This window comes from Promicromonospora kroppenstedtii (genome assembly GCF_044389675.1).
Lineage (GTDB): Bacteria > Actinomycetota > Actinomycetes > Actinomycetales > Cellulomonadaceae > Promicromonospora > Promicromonospora kroppenstedtii.
This window is the reverse complement of sequence record NZ_JBIRYI010000001.1, coordinates 563899-577444: the sequence shown is the minus strand read 5'-3', so window position 1 is coordinate 577444 and position 13546 is coordinate 563899. Positions and strand designations below refer to the sequence as shown.

At 73.6% G+C, this 13546-nt stretch carries 11 protein-coding genes; 4 read left to right on the top strand and 7 right to left on the bottom strand.

The window, feature by feature from the left end:
- Positions 1–58: 58 nt before the first annotated feature.
- Complete coding sequence (locus tag ACH47X_RS02575; RefSeq protein WP_397401092.1) at positions 59–580, bottom strand: CinA family protein; 522 nt, start codon at positions 578–580, stop codon at positions 59–61.
- A complete protein-coding gene (gene pgsA / locus ACH47X_RS02570; protein WP_397401090.1) occupies positions 577–1167 on the bottom strand; it encodes a CDP-diacylglycerol--glycerol-3-phosphate 3-phosphatidyltransferase in 591 nt (196 codons plus the stop codon). The genes ACH47X_RS02575 and pgsA overlap by 4 nt, the downstream gene beginning before the upstream one ends.
- Before the next feature lie 121 nt (positions 1168–1288).
- On the opposite strand from pgsA, the gene ACH47X_RS02565 reads away from it, so the two are divergent.
- Positions 1289–2566: a CapA family protein gene (locus ACH47X_RS02565; RefSeq protein ID WP_397401088.1), complete on the top strand. Its 1278-nt coding sequence runs from the start codon at positions 1289–1291 to the stop codon at positions 2564–2566.
- 18 nt (positions 2567–2584) lie between these two features.
- Here the strand turns inward: ACH47X_RS02565 and ACH47X_RS02560 are convergent, their stop codons facing one another.
- On the bottom strand, positions 2585–5434 hold the full coding sequence (locus ACH47X_RS02560) for an FtsK/SpoIIIE family DNA translocase (protein WP_397401086.1): 2850 nt from the start codon (positions 5432–5434) through the stop codon (positions 2585–2587).
- A 103-nt stretch (positions 5435–5537) separates the two neighbouring features.
- The gene (locus ACH47X_RS02555; protein ID WP_397401084.1) at positions 5538–5948 is read right to left on the bottom strand and encodes a hypothetical protein; all 411 of its coding nucleotides are present in this window, start codon (positions 5946–5948) and stop codon (positions 5538–5540) included.
- A gap of 87 nt (positions 5949–6035) precedes the next feature.
- Here ACH47X_RS02555 and ACH47X_RS02550 point away from each other — a divergent pair, with 87 nt between their 5' ends.
- On the top strand, positions 6036–6623 hold the full coding sequence (locus tag ACH47X_RS02550) for a TetR/AcrR family transcriptional regulator (RefSeq protein ID WP_397401082.1): 588 nt from the start codon (positions 6036–6038) through the stop codon (positions 6621–6623).
- 24 nt (positions 6624–6647) lie between these two features.
- Here the strand turns inward: ACH47X_RS02550 and add are convergent, their stop codons facing one another.
- Positions 6648–7661, bottom strand: coding sequence for an adenosine deaminase (add, locus tag ACH47X_RS02545; RefSeq protein WP_397401080.1), 1014 nt, complete (start codon positions 7659–7661; stop codon positions 6648–6650).
- Between the two features lie 66 nt (positions 7662–7727).
- Between add and ACH47X_RS02540 the strand changes: the two genes are divergently transcribed.
- Both ACH47X_RS02540 and ACH47X_RS02535 read left to right on the top strand, forming a co-directional pair.
- Positions 7728–9584: an HSP90 family protein gene (locus tag ACH47X_RS02540; RefSeq protein WP_397401078.1), complete on the top strand. Its 1857-nt coding sequence runs from the start codon at positions 7728–7730 to the stop codon at positions 9582–9584.
- Positions 9581–11926, top strand: a complete 2346-nt coding sequence (locus ACH47X_RS02535; protein ID WP_397401076.1) for a hypothetical protein — start codon at positions 9581–9583, stop codon at positions 11924–11926. The genes ACH47X_RS02540 and ACH47X_RS02535 overlap by 4 nt, the downstream gene beginning before the upstream one ends.
- Positions 11927–11967: 41 nt before the next feature.
- Here ACH47X_RS02535 and ACH47X_RS02530 read toward each other — a convergent pair whose 3' ends face one another.
- Complete coding sequence (locus ACH47X_RS02530) at positions 11968–12624, bottom strand: DUF998 domain-containing protein (RefSeq protein ID WP_397401074.1); 657 nt, start codon at positions 12622–12624, stop codon at positions 11968–11970.
- Positions 12625–12732: 108 nt separating this feature from the next.
- Positions 12733–13431: a DUF4328 domain-containing protein gene (locus ACH47X_RS02525; protein WP_397401072.1), complete on the bottom strand. Its 699-nt coding sequence runs from the start codon at positions 13429–13431 to the stop codon at positions 12733–12735.
- Positions 13432–13546 lie beyond the last annotated feature (115 nt).

Genomic DNA, 13546 nt, shown 5'->3' with positions numbered 1-13546 from the left:
AGCCTTGTTCCCGAAGTGTGCCCGCGTCAAGCCCTGTGCAAGATTAGGCCAAGAAGTTTCACTTGTCTGTAACTTCAGGGAGAGCAACTTGCTCCGCATCACTTTTTTCACCCGGCAGCTCGCTGACGAGCACGGACGCGAGCTCGATCACGCCGCGGGCGGCGGCGTCGATGATCTGGGGCCGGTCGCCCGACAGGTCCAGGCGATGCACCTCGGACGCCAGCGGGGTGCTGACTGCGACGAAGACCACACCGGGCGCCTGACCGTCCTGCGGGTCCGGGCCGGCCACGCCCGTCGTCGCGAGGCCGATGTCGGCACCCGTGGCAGTGCGCACGCCGGCAGCCATCTGGGCGGCCACCGCCTCGTCCACGGCCCCGCGCTCGGCGAGCAGGTCGGCGTCCACGCCGAGCAGCCCGGCCTTCAGGTCGGTGGCGTAGGCCACGACGCCGCCGCGCAGCACCTTGGAGGCGCCCGGGACCGACACGAGCGTCGCCGTGACGAGCCCTCCCGTGAGCGACTCGGCCACGCCGATGGTCCACCCACGGGCGGCTGCCGCCTCCAGCAGGCGCGACGCCGTCATGGCTGCGCTGCCCTCGCCCGCGCGTCGCGGCGGATCTTCCAGCCCTGGTAGACGTACTCGAGGCCTGTCACGACCGTCACGACGAACGCGGCCAGCAGGACGACCCAGGCGATCACGGTGAGCCAGTCGAGACCGTCACGCGGGAGCAGGAACAGCGAGATGGCCACGGTCTGCAGCACCGTCTTGAGCTTGCCGCCCCGGGACGCGGGCATCACCTCGTACTTGAGCATGCCCATGCGCATGAAGGTGATGCCCAGCTCGCGCACCAGGATGATCACGGGGATCCACCAGGGCAGCTCGCCCAGCGGGATCCAGAGCAGGATCAGGGCGGCGCCCACGAGCAGCTTGTCCGCGATCGGGTCGAGGAGCTTGCCGAGGTCGGTGATGAGCCCTCGCGACCGCGCGAGGTAGCCGTCGACCTTGTCCGACACCGCCGCGACCACGAAGATCGCCGTGGCCACGAGCCGCCACGTCGTGTCGTCCCCGCCTTCGACGAGAAGTGCCCAGGCAAAGAACGGGACCATGGCGATGCGAATCATCGTGACGATGTTCGCAATGTTCCAGGGCGACGGAGCGTCGGTGACCATTGCCCAAGCCTAGCCGCGGATCATCCGCTCCCCGGACCGCACGGGGTCTCGCGGCCGGCTCCCGCACGCTCGCCCGGCGCGTCAGCTCGCTCCCCCGCGAGGCCTGGAATAGCATCCGGAGGTGGCCAACGTCGGCGCTCTGCGGCTCGTCGCGTCCGCGACCGTGACCTGCGCACTCGTCATCACGGCCGCGGGCTGCACGCCCCTTGCCGGCCCGGGCTCGGCACCGACGCCCTCCGGCTCGGGCGCCCCGGGGACGACGTCGACCCCGGTCGTCTCGTCCGCGACGCCGACGCCCTCCCCGTCCCCCACCCCGCAGGACGTCGAGCTCACGCTGCTCGCCGGTGGCGACGTGCTCACCCACACGCCCGTGAACGACTCCGCGACCGGGCCGGACGGCATCGACTACTCACCGTTGCTGGCAGGCATCGACCCGTGGGTGGAGCGTGCGGACCTGGCCCTGTGCCACCTGGAGGTGCCGGTCGCACCGCCCGGCACGCAGCCGTCGGGCTACCCCGTGTTCCGCGCGCCGCAGGAGATCGTCCGCGACCTGGGCGAGCAGGGCTGGGACGGCTGCTCGACGGCGTCCAACCACTCGGCCGACTCGGGGTTCGACGGCATCGCGGCGACCCTCGACGCGCTGGACGACGCCGGGATGGGTCACGTCGGCACGGCCCGCGACGAGCGCGAGTCGCTCGAACCTCAGCTCTACGAGCTGCGCCGGGAGGGCCGGACCGTCACGATCGCGCACCTGGCCGCGGCCTACGGGCTGAACGGCCTGGAGCCGCCAGCCGGCCCCTGGTCGGTGGACCTCATCGACGCAGGCCGGATCGTCGAGCAGGCCCGGGCGGCCCGGGCCGCGGGCGCGGACCTGGTGGTGGTGAGCCTGCACGACGGCACCGAGTACGTCACCGAGCCCACCGAGCACCAGCGGAAGACGGTCCGGGCGCTGGCCCGCTCGCGGCAGGTGGACCTGGTGATCGGGCACCACGCGCACGTGCCGCAACCGCTGACGCGCCTGCGCGGTGGGCCGGGCGGCGACGGGATGTGGGTGGCCTACGGCCTCGGCAACCTGCTGTCCAACCAGGGCAAGGAGTGCTGCGTTGCCGCGTCCGCCGTCGGGCTGCTGCTGGTGGCGGACGTCGTCCAGCCGCCGGACGGCCCGGCCCGGGTCACGGACGCCCGCTGGGCCGCGACCACGGTCGACCGCGCCGCCGGGCACCGGCTGCGCGCCACGCGTGACGCCCTGGCGCACCCCGAGGAGGGGCAGCTCGGCACCGCCGAGCTGAAGCAGCGCCTGCGGATCGCCCGGACCGCGGCCGGGACCGCCGCGGACGAGCAGCGGCAACCGCCCGAGGGCAAGGCGGGCAAGGCGCCGACGGTGGTCCGGCGCGACTGACCGACACGTGTCGGAGGTTCAGCGGACCGCCTCGGCGTCGTCGTGATAGTCGCGGGCGACGGGCGGCATGTGCCCGTCCGTGCCGTCCGCGTACTGGTCTCCCCCGCCGTCGGGCGAACCGTCGCCGGAACCGCCGTCGGGCGGCGACGCCTGGTCGAAGACCCCGGCCGGCTCCTCGCCCCGGATGAGGGCGAGCGCGGACGGCAGGTCGTCGGCCGCCACGAGCACGTCGCGCGCCTTGGAGCCCTCAGAGGGCCCCACGATCTCGCGCGACTCCAGGAGGTCCATGAGCCGCCCCGCCTTGGCGAAGCCCACGCGCAGCTTGCGCTGCAGCATGGACGTGGACCCGAACTGGGTGGTGACCACGAGCTCGGTCGCCTGCAGCAGCAGGTCGAGGTCGTCGCCGATGTCCTCGTCGACCTGCTTCTTGGCCGCGGCGGGCGCCGCGACGTCCTCGCGGTAGATCGGCTTGAGCTGGCTCTTGACGTGCTCGACGACCTGGTGGACCTCGGACTCGGTGACCCAGGCGCCCTGGACGCGCATCGGCTTGGCGGCGCCCATGGGCAGGAACAGGGCGTCACCCTGGCCGATGAGCTTCTCCGCGCCGGGCTGGTCCAGGACCACGCGCGAGTCGGCGAGCGAGGACGTCGCGAACGCGAGCCGGGACGGCACGTTGGCCTTGATCAGGCCGGTCACGACGTCGACGGACGGGCGCTGCGTGGCGAGCACCAGGTGGATGCCCGCGGCACGGGCGAGCTGCGTGATGCGCTGGATCGAGGCCTCGACGTCGCGCGGGGCGACCATCATGAGGTCAGCGAGCTCGTCGACCACCACGAGCAGATACGGGTACGGCGCGATCTTGCGCTCCGAGCCCGGCAGCGGCTTGACCTTGCCGGCACGGACGGCGACGTTGAAGTCGTCGACGTGCTTGTAGCCGAAGGTCGCCAGGTCGTCGTAGCGGGCGTCCATCTCGCGCACCACCCAGTCGAGGGCCTCGGCGGCCTTCTTGGGGCTGGTGATGATGGGCGTGATCAGGTGCGGGATGCCCTCGTAGATCGTGAGCTCCACGCGCTTGGGGTCCACCAGGATCAGGCGCACCTGCTCCGGCGTCGAGCGCATCAGGATCGAGGTGATCATCGAGTTGATGAAGCTCGACTTACCGGCACCGGTGGCGCCGGCGACCAGGATGTGCGGCATCTTGGCGAGGTTGGCCACGACGTAGCCGCCCTCGACGTCCTTGCCCACGCCCATCACCATCGGGTGCTCCGTGCGGCGGGCCGCGCCCGAGCGCAGCACGTCGCCCAGCACCACGGTCTCGCGGTCGGTGTTGGGGATCTCGATGCCGATCGCGGACTTGCCCGGGATGGGCGACAGGATGCGCACGTCCGCGCTGGCGACCGCGTACGCGATGTTGTTGGACAGCGACGTGATGCGCTCGACCTTGGTCTTGGCGCCCACCTCGACCTCGTACCGGGTGACCGTCGGGCCACGGCTGAAGCCGGTGACCTTGGCGTCGACACCGAACTGCTCGAAGACGCCCGTCAGGGACTCCACGACACGGTCGTTGGCGGCGGAGCGCGCCTTGTGCGGCGGCCCCTGCACCAGCACCTCCTCGTCGGGCAGCAGGTAGACCGTGTCGCCCTCCAGCATGGGCTGCACGCCGCGCGGCATCGGCTCGCCCTGCTGCGGCGGCCTCGGCCCGTCCTTCTTGGCCGACGCCGCGGGCTCGCCGTCCGGCCCGAGCACACCGGGGCCGATCGCGGGGGCGCCGGTGACCTTGCCGGCGGACTGGCCGGTCGGGATGCGCTGGGTGGTGAGCTTGCCGGCCTTGGCGGCGCGCTCCTCGACCTCGGCGGCCTTCTCGAACGCCTCGTCGCCCACGAACCCGGCCAGGCGCTCCTTCTCGGCGGCGATCTCCTGCCTGGTGCGGCGCTTGCGGCGCTTGGCCTCCGGTCTGCCGTCGTGCGCCGAGACGCCGTCGGCCAGGGAGAGCCCGTCCTCGGAGCCGTCCTCCGGCTCGCGGTGGTTGCCGGTGAGGCGGTCGTACATGCCGCGCAGGCGCGCGGGGATCCGGTGCACCGGCGTCGCGGTGACGATGAGCACGCCGAAGAAGCCGGCCAGCACGTACAGCGGGATCGCGAACCACTGCGTCAGCCCGGTGACGACCGGGGTCGCGAACAGGAAGCCGATCACACCGCCGGCGTCCTGCACCGGGGTGAAGCCGTCGGCGGGCGAGGGCAGGCCGGCGCTGATGTGCACCAGCGAGCACGTGGCCACGACCAGGAAGCTGAGCCCGATCGCGACCCGGCCGTTCTGCTGGGTGCGCTCGGGGTGCCGCATGACGCGGAACGCGAGCCACATGAGCAGCACGGGCAGGGCGACGCCCGCGACGCCGAGCGTGCCGGCGACCACCGCGTGCACGCCGTCGCCGAAGGGGCCGTCGATGCCCCACCACTCACGCGCCGCGACGATGACCGCCACGGCGAGAAGTGCGAAGCCGACGCCGTCGCGCCGGTGGTCCGGCAGGTCCGCTTCCGCCTGCTGTCCGGTGTTCTTGCTCGTGCTGTTCCTCGCCACGCCGCTCTTTCCCGCGTTCTGTGCGTCCTCGTCCGCTGCGTCAGGCGCCCGTCGCGGTCCCGCGGCGCGTGTCGCGCCGCCGACCGCGTGCGCCATGCCCATCCACAGGCCGCGCACCGCGCGGACCGGCCACGGCGGGCGGGACGGTGCGGACGCAGCCTTGGCTGCCGGGCGGGTAGCCCCCCGGCGCTGGGTCGATCGCTTCGACGCTGCGGCGCGGGGCTTGGCGCTCTTCGCGCCCTGCCCGGAGCTCTTCCCGGAACTTCGCCGGGCCGACGTGCGGGTCGCCATGATGTCGCCACCGTAACCGGCGTCGACGGTCCGGCCCAGGATCCCCCGCGGTGTGTCCCGGACCGGGCAGTCGTCCGGTTTGTCAGGCTACGCGCGCCGGCGCTCAGCCCAGCAGCAGGCCGCCCGCGAGCGTGACGACCCCCGCCCCCAGGACCACCGCGCCCGCCGGCAGCAGCGCGACGGCGCGGTTGGGCGTGGTGCGCCCCGTCCCGATCGCGGAGAGGAAGAAGCCCGCCGGCATGAGGATCGCGGCGACCAGGACGCCCGTGGCAGCGAGCCACCGCAGGAACCCGGTCAGGTCCGTCGCCTCGGTGAGCAGCAGGCAGAGCAGGCCGAGGATCACCAGCACGCCCGCGTGGGCGTGCCCGGCCCGGAAGAAGCTCTTCTGCAGGTCGGTCGTGGCGAGCCTGCCCCCGAAGACCTTGAGCAGGAAGAAGCCGCCGGACTCGATCCCGACGACGGTCAGCAGCACGATGCCCGCGGTGATGCGGGCGGGGTCCGAGAGCTCGAGCACGACGTCCTCCTGGATGCGTCCGTTGTTTTGTAACAGTGTTATCAAACAACGTTCGCAAACTCCCGTCAAGGCTTCTAGACTCACCGCATGGCCCGACCTCGACTGCACGACGACGCCCTGCGCACCCGCCTCCTGGAGGTCACCTCCCGGGTCATCTCGTCGGACGGCGAGGCCGCCGTCACGGTGCGCAAGGTCGCCGCCGAGGCCGCGACCAGCGCGTCGGCGGTCTACGCCCTGTTCGGGTCGCGCGAGGCGCTCGTCGCGGCGGTGAGCGAGGAGGGGTTCCGGCGGTTCGCCGAGCACCTGGCCGGCGTCGGGCACGGCGCGGACCCGGCCGCCGACCTGCGCGACCTGGGCCGTGCCTACCGCGGGTTCGCCCTGGCGGACCCACACTTCTACCGCGTCATGTTCGACCGCGGCGTGGCCCTCGCCGACGGCGACCCGGCCGACGCCGTCGAGCGGCCCACCTTCCGCGTGCTGCACGACGCCGTGGGCCGGGTGCTGCCCGGGGCGCCGGCCGAGCACGTGCTGAGCGCCGCCGTCGGGCTCTGGGGGCTGGTGCACGGGCTGGTGTCGCTGGAGCTCGCGGGCCTGCTGCCCGGGGACGAACGGGCGCGGGCGGCCGCGTTCGAGCGGGCCAGTGGCACGGTGGGGGCCGCGCTGCTGCGGGGGTGAGGTGAGGTGCGGACCGGGCCCGGTTCAGGCGCCTGCGGTCCGCCAGGCCTCGACGTCGGCCAGGTATGCCGCGACCCGGTCGCGGGGCAGGAACGAGCCCTCGAAGGACGCCGCCGCGAGCGCCGCCCGCTGGTCGCGGGACAGGTCGAAGGCGGCGGTGACGGCGTCGTCGACGTCGTCCACGTAGGCACCGAAGTAGGGCGGGTCGTCGGAGTTGACGCTGACGAGCATGCCGGCGGCGATCATGTCCGGCAGCGGGTGCTCGGCGAGGGAGGGGACGGCGCGCAGGCGCACGTTGGAGACGGGGCACACGGTGAACGGGACCTGGCCGGCCGCGACGCGAGCGACGAGGGCTGGGTCCTGGACGACGGCGATGCCGTGGTCGATCCGCTCGGCGTGCAGCAGGTCGAGGGCGTCCCGGACGTTCGCGGCCGGGCCTTCCTCCCCCGCGTGCGCGGTGCGGCGCAGGCCGGCGGTCTCGGCCCGGGCGTAGAGGTCGGCGAACAGGCCGGGCGGGTAGCCGATCTCGGCGTTGTCCAGCCCGATGCCGACGACCGGCGCGTCCATGGCGAGCAGCCGCTCGAGGACGTCGAGCGCGTCGGCGACGGGCTTGTCGCGGTGGAACGCGGCGATGAGCAGCGTGGAGATCCCGTGGTCGGCCTCGGCACGCTCCAGGACGCCGGTGATGCCGCCCACCACGGCCTCGAGCGGCACGTCGCGCACGAGGTGCGCCTGCGGGTCGAAGCTGATCTCCGCGTGCCGCACCCCGGCGCGGGCGGCGCGGACGAGGTAGGCGCGCGTGAGGTCGGCGAAGTCGGCCTCCGTACGCAGTACCGCCATGTTGGCGGTGTACAGGTCGAGGAACGCGGGCAGGTCCGCGAAGTCGTAGGCGGCGCGCAGGCTCTCCGGGTCCGGGTACGGCAGCTCGACGCCGTTGCGGGCGGCGAGCTCGAAGGCCAGGTCCGGCTCCAGCGTGCCTTCGAGGTGCACGTGCAGCTCGGCCCGGGGCGGGCGGGACGACGGCGCGGGTGAGGTCATGAGGGCAGGTTACGTGCCGGACTTTCGTGGGGGCTGTCAGTGTGCGCCACTAGCATCGCGCCCACCATGACGACGCAAGAGACCCCGACGGATTCACCGCACACGTTCCAGGTCGACCTCCGCGGGTTGGTGGACCTGTTGTCCCAGCACCTGTACGCCAGCCCGCGCGTCTACGTCCGCGAGCTGCTCCAGAACGGCGTCGATGCCATCACGGCGCGGCGCGCCCTCGACCCGGACGCCCCGGGCACGGTACGCATCCAGGCCACCGGCACGTCGGTGCGGGTCACCGACTCCGGGATCGGGCTGACCGAGCCGGAGGTGCACCAGCTCCTGGCCACGATCGGCCGCAGCTCCAAGCGTGACGGCCTGGCCGAGGCCCGCAAGGAGTTCCTCGGCCAGTTCGGCATCGGACTGCTGGCCTGCTTCGTCGTGGCCGAGACCATCCGGGTGGTAAGCCGGTCGGCCCGCACGCCGGACGCGCTGCCCGTCGAGTGGGTGGCCCGCGGCGACGGCTCGTACACGGTGCGCACCCTGGACGTCGCCGAGCACCCCGAGCCGGGCACCACGGTGCATCTCGCGGCGCGCCACGGCAGCGAGCAGTGGTTCGAGGCCGACACCGTGGCCGACCTCGCCGCCGACTTCGGGGCGCTGCTCCCCTACGACGTCCGCGTGGGCGACGAGCCGATCACCGGGCAGCGCCCGCCGTGGGAGACCCCGCACGCCAGCCCGACCGCGCGGGCCGCCGCCCTGTCCGCCTACTGCCAGGACACGTTCGGCTTCGCGCCGCTCGACTCCATCGAGCTGGACCTGCCGCTGGTCGGCATCCGCGGCGTCGCCTACGTGCTACCCGGCGTCGTCAGCCCGGCCCAGCGCGGCGGGCACCGCGTCCACCTCAAGGGCATGCTGCTGACCGATCGCGCCGAGACGCTGCTGCCCGACTGGGCGTTCTTCGTGCGGTGCGTGCTGGACACCGACGCGCTGCGCCCCACGGCCAGCCGCGAGCAGCTCTACGAGGACGAGACGCTCGCCGCCGTCCGCGACGCGCTGGGCGACCGGGTCAGGGGCTGGCTCGCGCAGCTCGCGACCGCGTCGCCGGAGCGCCTGCGGCGCTTCCTGGCCGTGCACCACCTAGGGGTCAAGGCGCTGGCCCTGCACGACGAGGACGTGCTGCGCACCATGCTGCCGTGGCTGCCGTTCGAGACGTCGGAGGGCGAGCTCACGCTCGACGACCTGGCCCGGCGGCACGCCACCGTGCACTTCACGCGTACCGTCGACGAGTTCCGGCAGGTCTCCGCCATCGCGGCGGCGCAGGGCATGGCCGTGGTCAACGGCGGGTACACCTACGACGCCGCCCTGGTGCAGGCGCTCCCCCTGGCCCGGCCCGGGGTGGCGGTCGAGGAGCTCGACGCGTCGGTCGTGACGGCGCACCTCGACCACCTGGACCCGGCGGCCGAGCTCGCGCTGGCCCCGTTCCTGGCCACGGCCCGGGTCCGCCTGGACCCGCTGGACTGCGACGTCGTGGTACGTGCCTTCCACCCGGCGTCGTTGGCCGCGGTGCACCTGGACGACCGGTCCGCGCGGCACGAACGAGCCCGGGCCGAGGCCGAGAGCGAGGCCGACGACCTGTGGGCCGGCATCCTCGGGTCCCTGCGCGACGAGGCGCCGCGCGCCCGGCTCGTGCTGAACCACCTCAACCCGCTGGTGCGGCGCATCGCGGGGCTGCCCGACCCGGACCTGACGGGCGTGGCCGTCGAGGCCCTGTACGGGCAGTCGCTGCTCCAGGCGCGCCGGCCCCTGCGCCCGGTGGACCAGGCCCTCGTGAACCGTGCGTTCGGCGAGCTCCTGGAATGGGCCACGCCCACCCCGACCCGCGACGACCGGCCCGGTGACCGCGCCGACGACACCCAGGAGAACGACCGATGAACCAGATCACCGACCTCGCGACCCTCCAGGAGGCGATCTGGGAGAACAACCAGCGCCCCCACGGCACCTCGCAGGCCGCGGCCGCCGAGAACATCCTCGACCAGGCGGCACAGCTCGGCCCGGAGGCCGAGATCAAGGCGGTCTTCCACCTGATCAGCGCCTACGAGTTCAGCGCCGACCGGCACAAGGTGCTGGTCCCGTTCGCCCGCGCCCTGCGGCTGTGGGACCAGGACCCGAGCGTCTTCGACGCGTCCGCCACCCACTCCCTGTTCTGGGACTTCAAGTGGGTCACCACGGGCATGCTCGACCTGCCGCGGGTGCCCCTGGCCGCGATCGAGAACTGGCTCACCGAGATGGACCGGCGCTACCGGCTGGCGGGGCACACGGAGCGCGCCGTGCGGATGTCCGAGTTCTACATCGCCGACCACATCGGTGACACCGAGCGGGCGCAGCGGGCATTCGACGGCTGGCTCGCCGCAGAGCGCGGCGAGCTCGCCGACTGCCACGCCTGCGAGACCGCGCGGCAGGGCGAGTTCTTCTCCGACGGCGGCGACGACGCGAAGGCGGTGCGGCACTGGACCCCCGTCCTGGACGGCCGGCTGACCTGCGCCGAGGAGCCGCACCGCGCGCTGGCCCGCTCGCTCCTGCCGCTGGTGCGGCTCGGCCGCCTCGACGAGGCCCGGGCGAACCACATGCGCGGCTACCCCATGGTCAAGGGCTCGGAGAGCCTGATGCACTCGGTGGCCAAGCACATCGAGTTCTGCACGCTGACCGGTAACGAGGCCCGCGCGCTGGAGCTCCTGGCCGACACCCCCGGCTACTTCCAGGCCGACGGCGAGCCCGAGCCGCGGATGGGCTTCTACGCCGTGACCGCGCTGCTCATGGACCGCCTGGTCGCCCTCGGCCGCGGCGACCTGCCGGTCACCGGCCCCGCCGGGCGCACCTGGACCGCCGCCGAGCTCGCCGGGCACGCCCGGACCGAGGCCCTCCGCATCGCCGCCGCGTTCGACGAGCGCAACGGTACGACGGCGGTCAGCGAGCGGGTGCGCTCGACCCTGGACGCCGAGCCGCTGCTGGACCGGCTGCCGCTGGGCCTGCGGGCGGTGCTCCCCGCAGCGGGGTCCGAAAGCGCTGTTCCGGTGGGCGTCGCGGGCGCGGCGACCATCGACGACGCAGACGCTGGCGGGCCGGCAAGCGGCCGTGGCGAGGCCGCAGCGGCGTCCGGACCCGACGTCGCCGACGGCCCCGCCGACGAGATGCCCGCCGCCGTCCGCGAGGCGATCGACCGGTACGAGAGTGCCCGGGACGCCGAGGACCTCGACGGGATGCGAGCGGGGATGTCCGAGGCGATCGACCGCGCCGGTGACTCCGCCGCTCCGGGCTGGCGGGCGGGCGCGCACCTGCAACTCTCGGAGGTGCTGGTCGTCGCGGACGACCTCCCCGGCGCCGTGCACCACGGCTACGAGGCGGTGGCCTGGGCCGACCTCGCCGACCCGCGGTTCGCCGTGGTGGCGCGGACCCGGCTCGGCGGCCACCTCATGGCGGGCGGGCGGCACGACGAGGCGGCGCCCGTGCTGGAGCAGGCCCTGAGCGACCTGGACCCCTCCCCCGAGGTGCACGGCGAGGGCAACCTCGTGCAGGTGCGCTGGTGGCTCGGCGAGTGCGCGGCCAACCGCCACGAGCCCGCGGAGGCCGCCCAGCACTGGCTCGCGGCCGCGCAGGTGGCGCAGCACTGGCCGGACCAGGCCGACCACGCGATGCTCGCCACGCTGGCCGCGGAGGCACTCGAGCGGGCGGGCGAGGGGCTGTCGGCCGAGCTGGCGTACGAGCGAGCCGCCGACCTGTGGGCCGAGGTGGGCGACGCGCTGCACCAGGTCCGCACCACCCGCGCCTGGGCGTGGGCCGTGCGGGACCGCGACGTCGCCGAGGCGAGCCGGATCATGACGGGCGCGACCCGCGCGTGCGAGGCGGCGCTGGCCGACTCGACCGACGAGGACGAGCTCACGGAGCTGCGGGTCCAGCTGCCCGAGACGCTGGAGCAGCACGCGCGGCTCATCGCCGACGAGGACCTGGACACCGCCCGCTTCCGCGGGCTCTACGAGGGCGCCCTGGCGGAGGCGTGCGCCCTGGCGAGTCGCGCCGAGTCGCTCCTGCGGGAGGGCGACGACGTCGCGCGCTGGTGCCGCAGCGCCCTGCTGGCCGCCGAGCTCGCGGTGGAGTCGGGCAGCACCGCGGCCGGCCTGGAGCTGGTCGCGGCCGTGGAGGCCCGGATCGAGGGCGACGAGGAGCTCAGCGGCTTCGGCGGCCACGCCGGCTGGATCCGCGACCAGGTCAGCGCCTGATACGGCCGGCGGCCGGCCCGCAAGGGCCGGCCGCCGGTGCCTCAGCGCCGCGCCACGACCGGGTGCGGCACGGTCATGTACATGCTGACCGAGGCCAGCAGGAGCCAGGCGAACCCGGCCACGACCGCCAGCCACAGGCCCGCCACGCCCGCGGGTCCCAGCGCGACCCCGCCGACGAACCCCACGAGGACGACCACGCCCGCGGCGCGGGACCAGACGGCCGCCCGCCCCTCGCCGCGCCGGGCGAACCAGCGCCCGAGCAGCAGGGCGGCCACGCCGAGCGAGACGAACCCGATCGCACCGAAGGCCAGGTGCAGGACGCCGGACATGCTCGGCGTCGTCGCTCCGTCCTGCCCGGGCGGGAACCCGGGCATGGGATCGGGCGGGAAGATCGCGCTCGCGATCATCGCGGCGCCGTAGACGCCCACCCCGATTCCCGTGCCCCGTGCGTGCGCCCGGGCCATGCCCACGCCCGCGACCAGGACCATCAGGCCGCTCAGCGCCAGGTTGGTGACCTGCATCCAGCCGAGGTCGCCCAGCATGAGCACGCTGAGCGGGTGCCGCGAGAAGTCGAAGCCGTCCCGCGTGAGCGCCAGGACCAGCCCGACCACCAGGTAGAACGGCCCGGCCACCACACCCCAGCCGAGCATCGACCGCGTGACCGCGGCCGCCGTGTCGAACTCCGTCTCCTGTGCCATCTCGCCCTCCGGGACCGTCGCGCCGGCGGGGTGCCGGCGTCCTACCCCATAGACGACGGCGGGAGCGCGGACTGAGCGGCGAGGGCCCGGCCGGTTGCGCCCGGAGGTTCAGCCGGCCACGCCGTCGAGTGCCGCGACGTGCGCCCGCTGCGCCACCGTGAGCTCCCGGACGATCCGGAGCCAGCAGACGAAGGCGATCAGCAGGGTGACCGCGGCGACGAGCTCGTAGAAAGGCAGCATCACGGGGTCCCCACCGCGCATGGTCACCAGGGTCGCCTGATAGCTGGCGAAGTTGCCGATCAGCCATGTGGACCACCAACCGGCGAGGCCCGACGACTCACGGATGGTGCTCCGGCGCACGTCCCGAACCACCTGGTACGGGAACCACAGGGACACGACCGGGACCACCCAGCCGAGCCACACCCAGACCGGACCACGCTGGTGGCGGTAGGTGGGCTTGACGGCGACCGCGAACTTCCGGCACTCGTTCAGCCACAGGCACGAGACGATGAAGGCCGCGAACATGACCGCGCTGAGCAGCCCGGCCACGGCGTCGTACGCCGTGAAGACGTCCATCGGGTCGGCGGCGGCGGCGTACGCCTCCACGGCCCCGAACGACAGCGCGGTCGAGACTACCTGGACGGCCAGGAAGACCGACGACAGCACGACCACCGCGGTGGCGAGGCCCTCTGGAACCCGCAGCCTGCGCGCCTGGTTCGCGGCCGCGCAGGCGTCGTAGAGCGGCGTGGTGCTCGGTGCCGGGGCTCCTGCGGGAGGCGGGGCGTAGGGATCGAACGGCTGCGTCACGGATGGTGCCCTTCACGGGTGCGTGCGGTGTGAAACACCCGAACGCTAGCCCCGGGAAACCATGACGTTGAGCCAATTAGCGGGTGATCTTCGCAGATCACGACATTCGGCCCTG

Bases quoted from the DNA above. Each gene is read 5' to 3' on its own strand.
- ACH47X_RS02530 (WP_397401074.1), bottom strand. From the start codon at position 12,624: ATGGCACAGGAGACGGAGTTCGACACGGCGGCCGCGGTCACGCGGTCG.
- ACH47X_RS02560 (WP_397401086.1), bottom strand. From the start codon at position 5,434: ATGGCGACCCGCACGTCGGCCCGGCGAAGTTCCGGGAAGAGCTCCGGG.
- pgsA (WP_397401090.1), bottom strand. From the start codon at position 1,167: ATGGTCACCGACGCTCCGTCGCCCTGGAACATTGCGAACATCGTCACG.
- ACH47X_RS02575 (WP_397401092.1), bottom strand. From the start codon at position 580: ATGACGGCGTCGCGCCTGCTGGAGGCGGCAGCCGCCCGTGGGTGGACC.
- add (WP_397401080.1), bottom strand. From the start codon at position 7,661: ATGACCTCACCCGCGCCGTCGTCCCGCCCGCCCCGGGCCGAGCTGCAC.
- ACH47X_RS02550 (WP_397401082.1), top strand. From the start codon at position 6,036: ATGGCCCGACCTCGACTGCACGACGACGCCCTGCGCACCCGCCTCCTG.
- ACH47X_RS02535 (WP_397401076.1), top strand. From the start codon at position 9,581: ATGAACCAGATCACCGACCTCGCGACCCTCCAGGAGGCGATCTGGGAG.
- ACH47X_RS02540 (WP_397401078.1), top strand. From the start codon at position 7,728: ATGACGACGCAAGAGACCCCGACGGATTCACCGCACACGTTCCAGGTC.